The sequence below is a fragment of the Croceitalea marina genome, assembly GCF_042684265.1.
In the GTDB taxonomy this organism is placed as follows: domain Bacteria; phylum Bacteroidota; class Bacteroidia; order Flavobacteriales; family Flavobacteriaceae; genus Croceitalea; species Croceitalea marina.
In genome coordinates this window covers 19853-37508 of sequence record NZ_JBHULB010000006.1, presented here as the reverse complement: position 1 = coordinate 37508, position 17656 = coordinate 19853, and the positions used below count along the sequence as shown (strand labels likewise).

At 36.1% G+C, this 17656-nt stretch carries 17 protein-coding genes; 4 read left to right on the top strand and 13 right to left on the bottom strand.

Annotation, left to right across the window (positions count from 1 at the left end; genetic code table 11):
* Nucleotides 1–92 precede the first annotated feature (92 nt).
* Nucleotides 93–1967, bottom strand: coding sequence for an ABC-F family ATP-binding cassette domain-containing protein (locus ACFSQJ_RS02310; protein ID WP_377765215.1), 1875 nt, complete (start codon nucleotides 1965–1967; stop codon nucleotides 93–95).
* Between the two features lie 17 nt (nucleotides 1968–1984).
* On the bottom strand, nucleotides 1985–3151 hold the full coding sequence (locus ACFSQJ_RS02305) for a lipoprotein N-acyltransferase Lnb domain-containing protein (protein WP_377765214.1): 1167 nt from the start codon (nucleotides 3149–3151) through the stop codon (nucleotides 1985–1987).
* Between the two features lie 105 nt (nucleotides 3152–3256).
* Between ACFSQJ_RS02305 and ACFSQJ_RS02300 the strand changes: the two genes are divergently transcribed.
* Nucleotides 3257–4024 carry a CDP-alcohol phosphatidyltransferase family protein gene (locus ACFSQJ_RS02300; RefSeq protein WP_377765212.1) on the top strand — a complete coding sequence of 256 codons (768 nt, stop codon included), beginning with the start codon at nucleotides 3257–3259 and terminating at the stop codon, nucleotides 4022–4024.
* Here the strand turns inward: ACFSQJ_RS02300 and lptB are convergent.
* Genes lptB through ACFSQJ_RS02280 form a run of 4 tightly spaced genes read right to left on the bottom strand, consistent with a single transcriptional unit; the run spans nucleotide 4021 to nucleotide 6960 of the window.
* Nucleotides 4021–4761 (bottom strand): LPS export ABC transporter ATP-binding protein, encoded by a 741-nt coding sequence (gene lptB, locus ACFSQJ_RS02295; protein ID WP_377765211.1) that lies wholly within the window; start codon nucleotides 4759–4761, stop codon nucleotides 4021–4023. The genes ACFSQJ_RS02300 and lptB overlap by 4 nt on opposite strands.
* A 54-nt stretch (nucleotides 4762–4815) precedes the next feature.
* Entirely contained in the window at nucleotides 4816–5166 is a 351-nt protein-coding gene (locus ACFSQJ_RS02290) for a carboxymuconolactone decarboxylase family protein (RefSeq protein WP_377765209.1), read from the bottom strand.
* On the bottom strand, nucleotides 5156–5995 hold the full coding sequence (tatC, locus tag ACFSQJ_RS02285; protein WP_377765208.1) for a twin-arginine translocase subunit TatC: 840 nt from the start codon (nucleotides 5993–5995) through the stop codon (nucleotides 5156–5158). Before tatC ends, ACFSQJ_RS02290 begins: the two co-directional genes overlap by 11 nt.
* Nucleotides 5995–6960 carry a KpsF/GutQ family sugar-phosphate isomerase gene (locus ACFSQJ_RS02280; protein ID WP_377765206.1) on the bottom strand — a complete coding sequence of 322 codons (966 nt, stop codon included), beginning with the start codon at nucleotides 6958–6960 and terminating at the stop codon, nucleotides 5995–5997. Before ACFSQJ_RS02280 ends, tatC begins: the two co-directional genes overlap by 1 nt.
* Nucleotides 6961–7155: 195 nt before the next feature.
* On the opposite strand from ACFSQJ_RS02280, the gene recQ reads away from it, so the two are divergent.
* Complete coding sequence (gene recQ, locus ACFSQJ_RS02275; protein WP_377765205.1) at nucleotides 7156–9357, top strand: DNA helicase RecQ; 2202 nt, start codon at nucleotides 7156–7158, stop codon at nucleotides 9355–9357.
* Nucleotides 9358–9406: 49 nt separating this feature from the next.
* On the opposite strand, the gene ACFSQJ_RS02270 is transcribed toward recQ, so the two are convergent.
* Genes ACFSQJ_RS02270 through ACFSQJ_RS02260 form a run of 3 tightly spaced genes read right to left on the bottom strand, consistent with a single transcriptional unit; the run spans nucleotide 9407 to nucleotide 10326 of the window.
* The gene (locus tag ACFSQJ_RS02270) at nucleotides 9407–9715 is read right to left on the bottom strand and encodes a CCC motif membrane protein (RefSeq protein WP_377765204.1); all 309 of its coding nucleotides are present in this window, start codon (nucleotides 9713–9715) and stop codon (nucleotides 9407–9409) included.
* Nucleotides 9716–9727: 12 nt separating this feature from the next.
* Nucleotides 9728–10051, bottom strand: coding sequence for a CCC motif membrane protein (locus ACFSQJ_RS02265; protein ID WP_377765203.1), 324 nt, complete (start codon nucleotides 10049–10051; stop codon nucleotides 9728–9730).
* 11 nt (nucleotides 10052–10062) lie between these two features.
* Nucleotides 10063–10326 (bottom strand): DUF2752 domain-containing protein, encoded by a 264-nt coding sequence (locus ACFSQJ_RS02260; protein ID WP_377765790.1) that lies wholly within the window; start codon nucleotides 10324–10326, stop codon nucleotides 10063–10065.
* 126 nt (nucleotides 10327–10452) lie between these two features.
* Between ACFSQJ_RS02260 and ACFSQJ_RS02255 the strand changes: the two genes are divergently transcribed.
* On the top strand, nucleotides 10453–10998 hold the full coding sequence (locus tag ACFSQJ_RS02255; protein WP_377765201.1) for a Smr/MutS family protein: 546 nt from the start codon (nucleotides 10453–10455) through the stop codon (nucleotides 10996–10998).
* Here ACFSQJ_RS02255 and ACFSQJ_RS02250 read toward each other — a convergent pair.
* Complete coding sequence (locus ACFSQJ_RS02250; protein WP_377765199.1) at nucleotides 10995–11492, bottom strand: hypothetical protein; 498 nt, start codon at nucleotides 11490–11492, stop codon at nucleotides 10995–10997. The genes ACFSQJ_RS02255 and ACFSQJ_RS02250 overlap by 4 nt on opposite strands.
* Nucleotides 11493–11602: 110 nt before the next feature.
* On the opposite strand from ACFSQJ_RS02250, the gene ACFSQJ_RS02245 reads away from it, so the two are divergent.
* On the top strand, nucleotides 11603–12748 hold the full coding sequence (locus tag ACFSQJ_RS02245; RefSeq protein WP_377765197.1) for a cysteine desulfurase family protein: 1146 nt from the start codon (nucleotides 11603–11605) through the stop codon (nucleotides 12746–12748).
* On the opposite strand, the gene ACFSQJ_RS02240 is transcribed toward ACFSQJ_RS02245, so the two are convergent.
* The 3 genes from ACFSQJ_RS02240 to ACFSQJ_RS02230 are packed head-to-tail and all read right to left on the bottom strand — an operon-like array spanning nucleotide 12745 to nucleotide 17567.
* Nucleotides 12745–13398, bottom strand: coding sequence for a hypothetical protein (locus tag ACFSQJ_RS02240; RefSeq protein WP_377765196.1), 654 nt, complete (start codon nucleotides 13396–13398; stop codon nucleotides 12745–12747). The genes ACFSQJ_RS02245 and ACFSQJ_RS02240 overlap by 4 nt on opposite strands.
* Before the next feature lie 7 nt (nucleotides 13399–13405).
* Nucleotides 13406–15871, bottom strand: a complete 2466-nt coding sequence (locus ACFSQJ_RS02235; protein ID WP_377765194.1) for a TonB-dependent receptor — start codon at nucleotides 15869–15871, stop codon at nucleotides 13406–13408.
* A 4-nt stretch (nucleotides 15872–15875) separates the two neighbouring features.
* Entirely contained in the window at nucleotides 15876–17567 is a 1692-nt protein-coding gene (locus tag ACFSQJ_RS02230) for a M23 family metallopeptidase (protein ID WP_377765192.1), read from the bottom strand.
* Nucleotides 17568–17656 lie beyond the last annotated feature (89 nt).

The following is a 17656-nucleotide window of genomic DNA, read 5'->3' as shown; positions in this document are numbered from 1 at the left end:
TGTCAGGTAATTAAATACAAAAGGCGAATGTACACCATGATGGTTGGTAGAGTTTAATAGAAACTTTAAATATGTGAAAAATGGAAAATACATTAGCCTTCTAAAAGTGCGCCCAGTTCAAACCATCTTTCGGTCTTTTCTTCGATATTGGTGTCTAATTCACCTAACTCCATAGAAAGAGCATTTATTTCATCCCCTGACAAACCACTATCTGTAAATTTAAGCTGAAGCTTTTGTTTTTTCTCTTCTAATCGCTGTATTTCCTTTTCAAGTTTGTTGTACTCCTTCTGTTCATTGTACGAAAGTTTATTGCTTGAATCTTTCTCTTTCCTATTTGCTTTTTCAGATTTTTCAGCTCTATTTTTTGTTTCTCTTTCTTCGATAAGTTTACTGCTTTCGTAAGAACGATAATCTGAATAATTTCCAGGAAAATTTTCCACCAAACCATTTCCTTTGAAAACAAAAAGATGGTCTACAATTTTGTCCATAAAGTACCGGTCATGGGAAACCACTATTAAACAGCCCGGAAAGTCTAATAGAAAACTTTCTAAAACATTAAGTGTAACAATATCAAGGTCATTGGTAGGTTCATCTAATATCAAAAAATTAGGATTTTGAATCAAAACGGTACATAAATAAAGACGCTTGCGTTCTCCACCACTTAATTTCTCTACAAAATCATATTGTTTTTTTCTGTCAAATAAAAAACGCTCTAAAAGTTGTTGTGCCGAAATTTGGCGTCCCTTTTTTAAGGGAATAAAATCTCCGAATTCCCTAATTACGTCGATTACTTTTTGTCCCTCTTTTGGATTTATACCTCGTTGGGTGTAGAACCCGAATCTGATGGTATCTCCAATAACAATTTTACCAGAGTCTATAGATTCACTTCCTGTGAGAATGTTTAGAAAGGTTGATTTTCCAGTTCCGTTTTTACCAATAATACCAATACGTTCTCCTTTGGTAAAACTATAGTCAAACTTATCTAAAATTGTCTTTTCACCGTATGATTTATTGATGTTGTGGAGTTCCACTATTTTACTGCCAAGGCGCTCCATATTCAATTCTAATTGAACTTCATGTTCTGTTCTACGTTGACTGGCCCTAGCTTTTATTTCATGAAAATCATCTATTCTAGACTTTGATTTTGTGGTTCTAGCTTTTGGCTGTCTGCGCATCCAATCTAACTCTTTTTTGAAAAGGATTTTACTTTTGTGCTGTTCAACGGCTTCACGTTCAAGTCGAGCATCTCTTTTTTCTAAATAATACGAGTAGTTACCTTTATATCCATAAAGTTGATTGTCGTCTAACTCTATTATTTCATTGCACACTCTTTCTAGAAAATAACGGTCATGCGTTACCATAAACAAGGTTATGTTCTCTTTTTTAAAGAACTCTTCTAACCACTCTATCATTTCTAGATCAAGATGGTTGGTAGGCTCATCTAAAATTAAAAGGTCAGGCTTGTTTATCAATGCATTTGCAAGGGCTAGACGCTTTTTTTGCCCACCGGAGAGTACGCCTACCTTTAAATGAAGTTCAGTAAGATTTAACTTGAAAAGTATTTGTTTGTACTGCGTTTCAAAATCCCAGGCGTTCAAACGTTCCATTGCCTCAAAGGCACTTTGATAAGCGTCTTGGTCATCTGGATTTTTAACAGCTTCTTCATAATCGGCAATAACCTTCAATACTTCGTTGCCGGAATCAAATATGGTTTCTTCTATAGTTAATTTGGGGTTTAAATCAGGTTCTTGTTCCAAAAAAGAGATTTTGATTCCTTTTCTAACCGTGATTTGTCCTGTTTCAGCTGAATCTTTTCCTGAAATGATATTTAGAATAGAGGTCTTGCCACTTCCGTTTTTGGCGATTAGCGCTATTTTTTGATCTTTATTAATTCCAAATGAAATATTGGAGAACAATACCAATTCACCGTACGATTTCGAAATATTCTCTACAGTAAGTAGATTCATAAATATTTAATTAAGACTTAAATTTTCTTCAGTAAGAATAAATACCTTGTGACCAAAGCAAGCATTAAAGGGATGTTGAGTGGTGATAGAATTTGAATTTTTAAAATCCATATTAGAATAACAATTGCAATGCAGGTCAATGCAAACCACAAATAGCGCCGAAGCCAGGTAGGTCGCTCTTTTTTTGAAATAAGGCTAAAAGCTACAAAAAGGTTTGCGGGCATTAACCATAAAAAGTTGAAATTTTTAATGGTAACAATGTGGTCGGTAGCTAGCCATAGCACTAAAATTAGTAGCCCCGCAATTCCTGAAATAAGAAATAATATAAAATCGAGCCATTTATTGTTGCCGTGATGTCTGTGGTCTAAAATGGTAATGGCAATTACAAAAGACAAGAACATCATAAACCAGAATAACGGAGAAGTAAGAAGCGAATCTTGGTCATTACCCGAATCTTCAGGATAGTTTAAAATAGTACGTTCGCGCTTTAAAATTGGTTTGCCACTCTTTTCGGTATTTTTTAGTTGTTCCATGGCGTAATAAGGCATAAACATATGTTCCCTGAGGGTTGCCGTTCTGTCTGTAATGCCTCCAAATGCCAAATCAATACCAAACGCCCCCCAAGAGTTTAGGGGTAAATACTGTCGTACCAATTGTCTAAAAGTATGTCTTTCTTTTAGGTGCTTGTCGTTGAATTCAATTTGATCTTTAAATTGATTTTCTAAAATATCGCCTGTAATCGTCGAGCAATTGTTAAAAAGGGGGTCGTAGGCATAGTCCCTATTTTCAGGTAGATAATTCGTTTCTAAAAATTGAAAAAGTTCTCTCGTTTCTTCTGGGGTCAAGTCCAAAATTTGCTCTTTTACCCATCGTTTTTCCAATTCATAGTCATAAAGAAAGTTTTCAAATCTTCTTCGGGATAGTGAATAGATTAATTTCCCCTTTGCAAAATTCAGATAGAAATTAGGTTTATTAAAATCAAAAGTACCATAGTTGTATACTACATCGATACCCAGTTGGGTATCTTGTACTCTAAAAGCGGTATGACCGAATGAGGAAAACAACTGATTACCAGTACCGCAGGTAAGCACACTTATTTGGGCTTTACTCGATAGTTCTGGTGTCTGAGAAGATAGTCCTAGACTAAATAGAAAAAAAGAAAATACTAATAACTTTAGTTTCATTGTTTGTAATACGTGCGCAAATATCAAAATAAAAACTAGCAATAGAATGGCTACCAAATATAAAAATGGATTTTTAGCTTATTTTTACGAAAACCAAGTGTTTTTATGAAGCGACATATACCCAATTTTATCACCTTATTAAATGTTTTTAGTGGATGTGTTGCCACAGTCTTCGCTGTTTTAAATCAGCTGGAATTTGCAGCTATTTTTGTATTCTTAGGTATTTTCTTTGATTTTTTTGACGGTTTAGCCGCTCGCTTATTGGATGTTCGAAGTGAACTAGGGGTGCAGTTAGATTCATTAGCCGATATGATTACCAGTGGTTTAGTGCCAGGTATCGTAATGTTTCAATTAATAAATGATGCAGTGGATTTAAATATTATGTCTTCTTGGGAAGGAACGCTATATGCTTTCTCAAGCGGATCATTTGATACCAACCCAAATGAAATTCATTTTCTTGGCTTTTTTGGTTTTATAATAACATTGGCATCGGCCTATAGACTGGCCAAATTTAATATTGATGAGAACCAAGTTTCTTCATTTATTGGTTTGCCTACACCAGCGAATGCCCTATTAATTTTATCGTTACCACTCATATTGCTTTATCAAAATAATGAGGTTTTAAATGAAATTATTTTAAATCAATGGTTTTTAATTGGAGTGACCTTACTGAGCGCGTTTTTATTAAATTCAAAAATTGAATTGTTCTCTTTTAAACTGAATAATGCAGGTTTTAAAGAGAATGGAATAAAATACCTTTTTCTAATAGGTAGTTTGGTTTTGTTACTCACCATGAAGTTTCTTGCGATACCTTTAATTATAGCCTTTTATATTTTGGCTTCCCTTGCGGAAAAGCAGTTTAAAACTGCCTAAAAATCCAGTTTCTTTTTACGGAGTTCAAAATTCTGACCCAAATATACCTGTCGCACCATTTCGTCTTCGGCTAAATCTTCTGGAATACCGGCTTTTAAGATTCCACCTTCAAACATAAGATAAGAGCGCTCGGTAATAGCTAAAGTTTCTTGTACGTTGTGGTCCGTAATTAGAATTCCAATATTTTTGTCTTTTAGCTGCGCTACAATACGTTGTATATCTTCTACAGCGACTGGATCCACCCCAGCAAAGGGTTCGTCCAATAAAATAAATTTAGGGTCTGTGGCCAATGCCCTGGCTATTTCTGTACGCCTTCGTTCGCCGCCAGAAAGCAAATCTCCTCTGCTTTTACGAATATGGCCCAAACCGAATTCGTCAATTAGGGATTCCATCTTCATATGCTGCTCTTTTTTAGAAAGATTGGTCGTTTGAAGCACGCTTAATATGTTTTTCTCGATGCTTAACTTTCTAAATACAGAAGCTTCTTGTGCTAAGTAGCCAATTCCGTTTTGTGCTCTTTTGTACATGGGGAAGTTGGTGATTTCCATATCATCCAAATAAATATTTCCTCCATTTGGTTTAATAAGACCAACTATCATGTAAAAAGAAGTCGTTTTGCCAGCACCATTAGGCCCAAGTAATCCTACAATTTCTCCTTGGTTGACCTCGAGGGATATACCTTTTACTACTTTTCGACCTCTATAGGCCTTCATTATGTTCTCAGCACGTAACTTCATGTGGCACCAAATCTAAACATATTCTGTTTTAACAAATTGGTCTTTGTGATATTTTTAAGCCTTGGCATTTTCCAATTCTTCCCAATATTCATAGGCTCTTCTCAAATGAGGGATAACAATGGTGCCCCCTATAAGAGTGGCAATGCTCAATGTCTCCATTACTTCATCTTTGGTTGCTCCATTTTCCTGTGAGCTTTCTAAATGGTATTTTACGCAATCGTCACATCGTAAAACAGCCGAAGCCACTAAACCCAGTAACTCTTTGGTTTTAACATCAAGTGCTCCTGGCATGAAGGCATTGGTATCTATATTAAAGATGCGCTTTATTACCTTATTATTTTCTGAGAGTAACTTATCGTTCATTTTTGCCCTGTAGGCATTGAACTCTTCAACTTTATTTGGCATTTTTAAATTCTTTTTCTTTTTTGGCTTCTCGTTTTAAAACCAGTTTAGATATGTAAATACTTACTTGGTACAAAATTAAAACAGGAATTGCAACTACAATTTGACTTGCAACATCTGGAGGAGTAATGACCGCAGACAAAATCAATACTATGACCAACGCTATTTTTCGGTATTTCTTTAATATTTCAGGTGTAACTAGCCCTACTTTGGTTAAAAAGAAGATGACAATGGGTAGCTCAAACATAATACCACAGGCAATAACTGCGGCCCGCACAGTGCCTACATATGAAGCCAAGTCAATTTCATTGGTTACTTCTTGACTAACCTGATAAGTTCCTAAAAAATTTATAGATAATGGGGCTACTACATAATACCCGAATAAGACACCTAGAAAAAACAGAAATGAAGCGACAAAAATAAAGCCTTTTGAATACTTTTTCTCATTGTCTTTTAGCCCAGGGCTAATAAAACGCCATAATTCCCATAAAACATAAGGGAAACCAACTATGAAACCGACCCAAATAGATGTCCAGATATGGGCTGAAAACTGCCCTGACATAAGTCTACTTTGAATTGTAAAAGGGAGTGAGTCACCACAAAATTCGGAGTCAATTCCAAAAAAAGTAGCAACATTACAAAAGAACCTGTAGGTGGGAAAATCTAGATTTTTTGGACCGAATAAAACAGTGTCAAAAATAAATCCTCTCATTGTAAATGCCACGCAGCCTACAATTACAACAGCTAAAGTGGAACGAATTAAGTGCCATCTTAGCTCTTCCAAATGGTCTAGAAAAGACATTTCGTCTGGACTCTTTACTACTTTTGCCATTATAAAATACCTTCTTTTATAAGGTTGTGAATATGAACTACGCCTACATATTCTTCTCCATTTAAAACTAAAAGTTGCGAGATGCCCAAGTCTTGCATGGTCTCTAGCGCTTTTACAGCTAATATGTCTGCTTGTATAACCTTCGGGCCCAAGGTCATGATATCTTTTGCCTTTAAGCCCGCAATATTCTCATACTTGTTAAGCATTCTTCGAATATCACCATCAGTAACCACACCAACCACTTTATCATTTTCTATTACTGCGGTAACACCAAGCATTTTCTCCGAAATTTCAACGATGACACCTTTAACATCTGAATTGATATCAACTTGAGGTTTAAGATTGGCACCTACAATATCATCGACCCTTAAATATAGTTTTTTGCCCAAAGAACCACCAGGGTGATATTTGGCAAAATCTGAGCTGCTAAAACCTTTTAGTTCTAAAAGAGATATAGCCAATGCGTCACCCATGACCAATTGTGCTGTTGTGCTGGTTGTAGGAGCTAGGTTATTGGGGCATGCCTCCTTTTCTACATAGGTATTAAGCACGAAATCTGCTTGTTTGGCAAGCACAGAGTCCATATTACCCGTTATACCGATTAATTTGTTTTTCCCTCTTTTAATAAGTGGAATAAGCATTTTTATTTCTTCAGTATTTCCACTTTTAGAAATACAGATAACTACATCGTCTTTTAAAACCGTTCCTAAATCACCATGTATGGCATCAGCGGCATGCATAAAAATTGCAGGAGTTCCGGTAGAATTAAATGTTGCGGAGATTTTAGTTGCAATGATGGCACTTTTGCCAACGCCGGAGACTATTACTCTTCCTTTTGACGCTAAAATACACTTGGTGGCCGCTTCAAATTGAGAATCGAGATTCGAAATCAAATTTTTGATTGCATCCGCTTCATTTTCAATCGTTCTTTTGGCAATCGATAAAATAGACTTGTCGTTTTTCAAGGTAATATTGGGCTTATAATTGTATTCCTCAAAGATTGTCTTATCTTTAAGATTACAAAATTAAACAAACTATATTTTATAAATCGTGATGAAGGCCTCAATTATTGATTCCTTCGTTTAGAAATCTTTAAAATACACACCCTTTTAAATCTTTGTATTTATTAGGTCGATTTAACAAATATCGGAACCCTCGTAATGAGTCTTATAACTTCGGATTTACATACTTCTTTAAAAAAATATTTTGGCTTTTCTAAATTTAAAGGGCTACAAGAACAGGTTATTTTAAACGTACTTGAACAGAAAGATACTTTTGTAATAATGCCTACCGGCGGCGGAAAGTCTTTATGTTACCAGCTGCCGGCCCTAATGCAGAAAGGAACCGCAATCGTTGTTTCACCGCTGATAGCACTGATGAAAAATCAGGTAGATGCCATACGCGGTGTGTCTTCTGAACACGGTGTTGCCCATGTTTTAAATTCTTCCCTTACCAAAACAGAAGTAAGACAGGTAATGGAAGATATAATCAATGGTGTCACAAAATTACTTTATGTCGCACCAGAATCTTTGACTAAGGCTGAATATGTTGATTTTTTAAGAACGGTCACCATCTCGTTTGTTGCGGTCGACGAAGCCCATTGTATCTCTGAGTGGGGGCACGACTTTAGGCCAGAATATAGAAATCTTAAAAGTATTATCGATCGCTTGGGAGATAACATCCCTATTATTGGTCTTACCGCTACTGCAACACCTAAGGTTCAAGAAGATATTATAAAGAATTTAGGCATGACTAATGCGAAGGTCTTTAAAGCCTCTTTTAACCGACCTAATCTGTTTTATGAAGTTCGGCCAAAAACAGTAAATGTTGATGCAGATATTATTCGTTTTGTAAAACAAAATCAAGGTAAATCAGGTATTGTGTATTGTTTGAGTAGAAAGCGTGTTGAAGAACTGGCTCAGACATTGCAGGTCAACGGCGTCAGCGCGGTGCCTTATCATGCCGGTTTTGATGCCAAAACACGCTCAAAATACCAAGATATGTTCTTGATGGAAGATGTAGATGTGGTTGTTGCAACAATAGCATTTGGTATGGGTATAGATAAACCTGATGTACGATTTGTTATCCATCATGATATTCCTAAAAGTATAGAAAGCTATTATCAGGAAACTGGAAGGGCAGGACGTGACGGAGGAGAGGGCCACTGCCTTGCTTTTTATTCGTACAAGGATATAGAAAAGCTAGAAAAGTTCATGTCGGGCAAACCGGTTGCCGAGCAGGAAATTGGGAATGCCTTATTGCAAGAAATTGTCGCTTACGCGGAGACATCAATGTCCAGGCGAAAATTTATTCTTCATTATTTTGGGGAAGAATTCGACGGTGAAAATGGTGAAGGTGCCGATATGGATGACAATGCGCGCAATCCAAAGAAAAAGGAAGAAGCTAAAGAGGAAGTAGTTAAGCTTCTCAAAGTGGTAAAAGGCACAAAAGAAAAGTTTAAGACTAAAGAAGTTGTCAAAGCATTGGTAGGTAAAACAAATGCACTGATTTCTTCACACAAAACGGATGAAAAGGAATTTTTCGGGTGTGGTGCCGATAATGATGAGAATTATTGGATGGCCCTAACAAGACAGGTGCTTGTGGCCGGATTACTTAAAAAAGAGATTGAACAATATGGGGTGTTGCATTTAACTGGTCAGGGAGAAGAGTTTTTAAAAACACCATCATCTTTTATGATGACCAAAGACCATGTTTATAGTGCTGAAAATAATGATGCTATAGTTACCGCCGCAAAATCTGCAGGAGCTGCAGCAGATGAAAATTTACTTAAACTTTTAAAGGACTTAAGAAAAAAAGAGGCCAACAAACATGAAGTTCCTCCGTTTGTTGTATTTCAAGACCCTTCATTAGATGACATGGCATTGAAATATCCTATCTCTATAGAAGAATTACTCAATATTCACGGGGTAGGAGAGGGTAAAGCAAAAAAATATGGAAAGCCTTTTTTGGCGCTCATAAGTGCCTATGTAGAAGAGAACGATATCATGCGGCCTGATGATTTGGTTGTTAAAAGTACAGGTGCCAATTCTGGGTTAAAACTATATATCATTCAAAATATCGATAGAAAATTGCCACTTGATGATATAGCAGCCGCAAAAGGACTCGAAATACCACAACTGATTAAAGAGATGGAGCAAATCGTTTTTAGTGGTACTAAGTTAAACCTGGCTTATTGGGTAGACGAAGTACTTGATGAAGACCAACAAGAAGAAATTCATGAGTATTTCTTAGAAGCAGAATCTGATTCTATCGATGATGCGGTGGAGGAGTTCGATGGCGACTATGAAGAGGAAGAACTGCGATTGTATCGCCTTAAGTTTATAAGCGAAGTAGCGAATTAAACAAAAAACCCGAAGTTCAACTTCGGGTTTTTTTAGAACTATTTAAAGACTAATAATTATTAAACTCTCCGGAAGAGACCATAGCAATGATTACCCCAAAGTAAATTATTAGTAAAACCAGCGAAATCATAGAAAGTGCAAGACCAATATAGGAAAGAATCCTCCCTGTCTTAATATTGCTGTAATCACTATACTGATCTGGATTTTCATTATATAATTTTTCAGCTGTTTTGGCCTTAGATAAGCCAATAATGCTAAAAATCGCTGCAAAAGGCCCACAGCAGACTAGAGATCCAACTATTGAAATTATTCCCATAGTCATAACCGTACTAGCTCCTGGTAAAGGTTGTTGATTCATAATTTACTTCAATTATTGGTATTGTTCCATTGCATCTTGTACCTTTTCCATGTAGCCATCCCAGCCTCCCATTTGGTTTATTGACCATAACGTATAAATGAAATATAAAATACCAATTATCATTCCTACAATGGCGAGAATTTTTACAGTTTTAAGGGTACTATAATTTGAATATCCTTCGCGATTTTCTAAATAAGTCTTTTCATCCTTTCTGATGACAAAGAAGGCTATGGCTGATAAAATTAATGCAGGGACACCTCCAAAACAACAGCATAAAAAAGAAAATATTACTAAGACTAGTCCTATGGTTACATTAGGTAATTTTTTTTGTTCCATTATTAAAGTATTTAGTTTAAAAGTTTAATTAAAAAGTTGATTAGTATTAAAGCAACACTAGAAATACTAAAACCGATGATAAATAGGTTTCCGTATTTTAAAGTAAATAACTTGTTTAAAATAAGTATTCCCATTAACGGAATTAACGTGAAGATTGCCGGATACATATGAAAAGCAGCTACAAACTCTCCTTTAAATAGCAATAAAACCGATCGTTGCAAACCACAACCGGGGCAATCGAGACCAAATAACCGCTTGTTTAAACAAGGTAACATATAGTCTTTAACGGCCAAAAAGTATATTGCTAATCGGTAACTCACTTAAATTTTGGTTATTCGGGCTCAAAATACTATTATTTTTGAAATAGGGTTAGCAGTTAATTGTATTTTTTTGAACAAGTAATGCATACATTTAAGATAGGGGATAACGTTGAGGTTTTAGATGAGGCTATAAAAGGAAAGGTAATAGCTGTTTCTGATATGGGGGTACGATTAGAAACTACTGATGGTTTTGAGATGGATTATGAGCCTTCGCAACTTGTCAGAATAGAAGGTGAGCTGAAAGTTACAAATTATGATGTAGCGAAAATTAAAAGCAGTAAGGATAGCCCTAAAAAAAGAAAAAAAGAAATTGTTAAACCAAAAGAGCGAAATGCTCCAAAGATGGAGGTTGACCTTCATATCCATCAACTAACAAATTCCACTCGAGGTATGAGTAATTTCGACATGCTGAATCTACAGTTAGAAACGGCAAAACGGCAACTGGAGTTTGCCATAAAAAAGCGCATTCAAAAAGTAGTTTTTATACATGGTGTTGGCGAAGGTGTTTTGAAAGAGGAGTTAATATACCTTTTTAAGCGATATGAAAATGTAGAATATTACGATGCAGAATATAAAAAGTATGGCTTAGGGGCTACCGAAATTTACATTTATCAGAATAACAACTAGTTAGTAGTTTCAATAGTTTCAAACTCACTTGTAGTAAGGTCAATAATACTTTCACCCGCAGTATTTGTAATAATAATACCTTCTAATTGTATCGTATGGGTAAAGGTTACGGAGTCTGTGGTGGTGGTTGTAATAAGAACGCTACCTTCACTCGCCTCGATTTCTCCTATAACATTTGGTGTGGCCGGGGGTATATCGTCGCAGAAATAACCAGAAGTGATGGTTCCGTCAAAAAGGCGATATGTTAATTGTGAATTGCCAGGTATGTCACTGGTAATAACTTCGGTTGAAACTTCATTTCGCAACAATCCTTCCCCTAATTGAAGAATTAAAGCTTCATCACCATCAATCTTAAAAAAAAGTCGAGTACCGATAGATAAGGTTTCACAGTTTTGTGCTGTTACGTCATCAAAATCGATAGCTTCAATTTGTAAGTCCCCATCACTGCAGGAAAAAACCACTACTCCTATAATTAGTACAAATAACTTTTTCATCGTTTCAAATTTAAAGTAATTCCATTTGAATAGGGTGATGGTTTAATCTGTTTTTGGAAATAATTAACCTTATTAGGTTATTTTTGCCTACGGAATTCTTAAGATAGTTAATGCAAAAAGTTTATTTAGATAATGCCGCTACAACCCAGCTTCGCCCTGAGGTAATTGCTAAAATGCAAGCAGCTTTAGGTGTTTATGGTAACCCTTCATCTACCCATAGTTTCGGAAGGTCTGCAAAAACCGGTATTGAAAAAGCGCGCAAAACAATAGCTAAGTATCTTAATGCGCATCCTGCTGAGATTATTTTCACTTCTGGGGGTACAGAGGCCGATAATATGATTTTAAGATGTGCGGTTCGTGATTTAGAGGTCAAGACCATTATCACTAGCAAAATTGAGCACCATGCCGTATTACATACTGCCGAAGAACTTGAAAAAGAATTCGGTATCGACCTGTGGTTCGTGGATTTAGATGATTGTGGAAACCCTAGAATTGATCATTTAGAAGAATTGCTTAAGAAAAATGATTCTAAGAAGTTGGTTAGTTTAATGCATGTTAACAACGAGCTAGGCAATTTATTGGATATTGAAGCCGTATCGAATCTGTGTAAAAATTGTGATGCATTGTTGCATTCAGATACTGTTCAATCGGTTGGTCATTTTGAATGGAATCTTGAAGAGACCAAAATTGATTTTTTAACCGCTGCAGCTCATAAGTTTCACGGGCCGAAAGGTGTTGGTTTTGCTTTTGTACGAAGAAATTCAGGCTTAAAACCATTTATTTTCGGGGGAGCGCAAGAACGTGGCTTTAGGGCCGGAACAGAGTCTTTTCATAATATAATCGGTTTAGAGGAAGCTTTTGTGCAAGCTTATGATAATCTAGAAGATGAAAAAAAGTATGTTTCTGGTTTAAAGCAATACTTTACTGCCCAAGTCAAAAAAGAACTGCCCGGAGCCAAGTTCAATGGACTTTCAGGAGATATGGATAAAAGCACCTATACCTTGGTCAGTGTTTGTCTACCTTTTAGTCAAGAAAAGTCGCAGATGCTTTTATTTCATTTAGATTTAAAAGGAATTGCGTGTTCTAAAGGCAGTGCATGTCAATCTGGTAGCGATAAAGGTTCTCATGTGCTTACAGAGATTTTATCAGCTGATGATTTAGCTAAGCCTTCTTTGCGTTTTTCATTTTCTAAGTACAATACTAAAGAAGAGTTAGATTATGTTATTGGCGTTCTAAAGGAATTTTCAAACGATTAATTCTTGCGTTTTTTTCGTTTTTTCTCCTTATCGTAGGGAAACTTTTTGGTTGCGAGTTTCATCATTCTATCGATAAGCTCAGTAGTATTCTTACCGGTTTTCTTTGTTATCTCCTTTTCATACTTCCAAAGCAATTTGCCCGATGCACCATCGCTAATTTTGACCCCAATTCTACCATAATCGGCATCACCACTGAAATAATCTAAAAATTTGAAATCTGTAGGTACACCTTTTGAAAGCAAAATATTCAAATCAAGATTACCGCTAATAATGCCATCAACCTCTAAAATATCTGACAACTGTTTTACTGTGTAGATATCAATATTCTCATAGGTGATGTTGTTTTGAGCTAAAATCGCATTTGTGTTTTTAATGTTCTGAAATTCTACATTGAATTTTTTACGCTTTTTTCTTCTAGAAAAATAAGTCTCTAGAGCATCTTGAACAGCATAACCTTCACGTTCGGCCAACTTTATTTTTTCTTCTTTAGACAAAGTTTGTTTTAGTTCTAATTTGGCTATAAATGGCACTATGGCCAAGACTTCATGATTTTCACTTAACTGATCGAACCTGCTATTCTCATAGATGTTCTTTTGTGAAAAGGCTTGAAAGCCTAGCAGCATTGCTATGAAGAGAAGTATTTTTTTCATAATTGTTTTAAAACCGCATATTGAATTTAAGATTCAAGACACGTGAAGTCAAAAAATTTGGTACCGCAAATTGCCTTTGGGTGTCTGCATCTCTAACCCAGGTATTGGTAATGGAGTTTTGATTATTGAACAAATTAAATATTTCGAAACCTAGACTAAACTCTTTGAATTTATGTAACCAATGCCCTTTTGGATGCAAATTTGTATTATCAGCAAAAATATAGGAAATTCCTAAATCCGCCCGCCTATAATCTCTTAATCTATTTTGAAAATCGTACGGGTCGGCATTGTTGGGAGAACCACCAGGGGTTCCCGTATTATAAACCAGATTTAAATATAACTTCAAATTGGGAATGGTGGGCATATAGTCTTGAAATAACAGACCGAATTTAAATCGCTGATCGGTAGGTCTCGAAATGTAACCCCGATTAGCACTATTTTCTTCCGTTCTCAAGTATCCTAAACTTAACCATGATTCCGCACCGGGAACAAAGGCTCCATTAAGTCTAAAATCAAAGCCATAGGCAAATGCCTCGGCGTTGTTGTTTGCGGAGTACCGCAGTCGTACGTCTTCAACGGTATAAGTGTTTACATCGGATAGTTTTTTATAATATACCTCACTCGTTAGCGTAAATGGTCGGCTAGAAAAGTTAAAGCTATATTCATTGCCAAGAACTAAATGAAAGGATTTTTGTGGTTTTACTTCTGGATTTATTTGCCCGGTTAATCTTCTTAACTCCCTGTAGAAAGGTGGTTGTTGGTAACTGCCAATTGCTAATCTAAACAACATGTCTTTTTGCCAATTTGGCTTTATGGCAAACTGGGCACGAGGACTAAAAATAAATTGACCATTAGTTGACAAGCCTATAGGTTTTACAGTATAATACTGCCCTCGAACTCCTAAATTGTAATAGATTTCATTATCATTCCAATTTGTTCGGTTACTGTATTGAACAAAAGCTGAAATTCTATCAGTTTTTACAAAATTCGTAGCTCTGGCACTTTCAAAAGAAACAATGTCTCCCTCAAAGGGTTCATCTGGCTGATTGTTCTCAAAACGAGGTTCCGATGGGCGAATAAAAAATCCGGCTGAATCAATAAATTCAGATTCCCGCAATTGATCTCTAAAATCTTCATGGGTAAATTTTACGCCCCATTTCAAGGTAGTATTATTCTTCTTAAAACTACCGCTATGGGCGATATTGAAAATTAAGGCGTCTAATTGATTTCTTGCTCTATTTTGTTGTGCACCGATTCCTCTAGAATTGGTGGCTTCCCCCAAATTTTCACCTCCTAAATTGGTGTCTACATCGCCCAATTCGTATCGGGCGATAATATCTGAAAATTCCTCTTCAATTGTATGATACAAAGAGGTGGTAATGTTGATTTCGGTATTTTCATTTAAGCTGTAATCTGCTTTCAAAGCCGCAAATTCAGTTTGGTATCGGTTGTTCTCTTGGCCTTCATAAAAAACCAGCAGCGCTCTTGGTTCTTGAATAGTACCAAAATTGGTTTGTCTATTCAATGGTTTGTTCTTGTAATCGTTGATAGCCAGATTGCCTAGAAAATTAAGTTTCAATTTTTTTGAAAATCGATAGGTAAGAAAACTTTGAATATCTAAAAAAGAGGGGTTTACATTGGTTTGGGTTTGTTGGCTATTTACAAAAAGACTATTGTCTCTGTATCTTGCACCGCTCAAAGAAGTGAAATTTTTATTTTTTGATACTGTTTCTAACGTGGCGCTTGCACCCAATAGACTTCCTGCTGCCTGCAGGGAGAACGTCGTAGGAGTTTTATAGTTGATATCCAGAACTGAAGAGAGTTTATCGCCATATCTAGCCTGAAATCCCCCAGCCGAAAACTTAAGGTTTTCAACCATATCGCTATTTACAAAGCTTAAGCCTTCTTGTTGTGCTGAACGTATTAAAAAAGGACGGTATACCTCAATGCCATTTACATAGACCAAGTTTTCATCAAAATTACCACCTCTTACGTTGTATTGTGTACTAAGTTCATTGCTAAAACTGACCCCTGGTAATAGTTTTAGAATGTTTTCTACCCCGGCGTTTGCCCCAGGAATTTTCCTTACCAGCTCAGGCGAAACGTTTACGATTCCGTCAACACTTTTGTTACCAGCAGGTGAAACGACAATTTCTGAAATTTGAATTGCATCCGTTTTCATTACAGGATTGAACTCAAAAGTCTCATTTGTTGTTAAAATGAGGTTCTGAAGAACTACATTTTCATGACCGATATGTGAAAAAGTAATAGTGTTTTTCTGATCCGCAACTAGCTGCAAAATATAGACGCCATTGGTGTCGGTAGTAGTTCCTTCGGTTTTTGAAGTAATGTTTACGCCTAAAAGGGGTTGCCTATTTTCATCTAGAACAATACCAGTTATCGTCGCAGTTTGTGAAAATGCGATGGAAAACACAAAGAAGCATACTAAAAATAGCGGTTTGACTAAGCTCAAAACATTATTTTCTAAAAAATGTATGCGTAAAGGTAGTCGAATTACCTACATTATCGGTGGCCATGACTTTTAGGTTGCACTGCGTTTTACCGTTAATTTTATCATCAAAATTGTAGGTAATGGTTCTTGTTTTTGGCTCATACTCCATTAAAATCCATTCGCCATTTAAGGTTGCCGAATAGGTCTTTATGCCACTTAAGTCATCAGCTATCTCTAGACTTAAATAGCGATAATTACTTAACCACTGTTTCTCCTTAAAATTTCGAGGCTTAATCGATGGGGGAGTGGTATCCTTTGCCAGCGTGAAAGTGCCAAATGTTCTGCTTCGAGCAGAAAAAGTGTTATTTCTTTTATACGTTTTGTAATGCCTTGGTTCTGAATTTTTGTCTATCCGTGCTATAAATAGTTGTTTTTGTTCCTGTTTTGAGTATTTAGAAACATCAAAAGTCATTGTAAAATTTCTATGTGCAGCAACGGTTTCGTTGTGAACAGTTATGGTATCCGCTCCCTTTTTCAAATCGATATAAAAATCTTCATAAAATGTGCTTTCCGGAAAATAAACCTTGGCTGCCCCAAGGTCGAAACTATTGGGTTTGTTCGCCTTTATGAAATAATCCGTCAGCTTTAAGTCTTTTTTAATTTTTATGGGAAGGTTCTTTCCTTCAACGGGAATGATTACTTTAATGTAATTACCCTTTATGTCTGAGATTAAAAGCTCTACATTATAGCTAAGACCATCTACAACAGGTATTTTTCCATCTAGATATAAAGAATTGTAAATATTCAGTTTATTCGAAGCATCTTTAAAACATTTCTGAATTCGTTGCCTGAATTTACCAAAATGCGGATAGTCGATTAGTGTATTTATGTATCTGGTTTCTCCAAATGAAAAGGTCTCAAAGTCGTATTCAGAATAGACCTTTCCGTTCACGGTTTGCTTTACAGAATACACGCCATTTTTATTAGCTGCCAAGTCTTGTCGGTCAAAACCATTAAAACCAAAGCCAATCGTGCAATTGGCGAGCACCTTATCGGCCAGAAAAGAACCATCTTTTTGTTGGGTGAAGTTCAACTGTATTTTTTCTGCACTTTGGTTAACATGCGCGTCTTTTGAGAGTGGGTATCCAAAGAGCCCGACTAGTGTAGGGTTAGTAGCATCTCTTACTTCATAACCATAAAGTAATGGATTGGTTGGTTTTTCGGTAACACTACTTCTTATTTCAAAATGTAAATGTGGTCCACTTGAGCCTCCTGTATTTCCAGAGTAAGCGATTACATCTTCTTTTTTAACCTCTAATTCCCCATAATCAGGAAAAACTTCTACTTCGTAAGATTGCTTCTTATATTGAATTTCTTTAATGTAGGCTTCAATTTCAGGACTAAACTTTTTAAGATGCGCGTAAACCGAAGTGAACCCATTAGGGTGCGCTACATATAAAGCCTTACCATAGCCCCATAATGAAATTTTTATACGGGTAACCGTTCCATCTTGTATGGCGTATATGGGCAGACCCTGTCTTTTTTGGGTTTTAATGTCTATCCCTGAATGAAAATGGTTAGAACGTAATTCTCCAAAGGTGCCCGACAAAATTAAAGGGATATCCAATGGGGAACGAAAGCTGTCTTTTGGGTATTTTTCTTGACAAATTAAAATGGAGAGGCAAAAGAAGAATACACTGAAAAGGCGTGTGCGCATAGTAAGAATAGAATTTTAGTTACGAAAGTAACCATTAACTGGCAGATGAAAAAAAACGGAAATTCATATACTCAACTTATTTAATTATC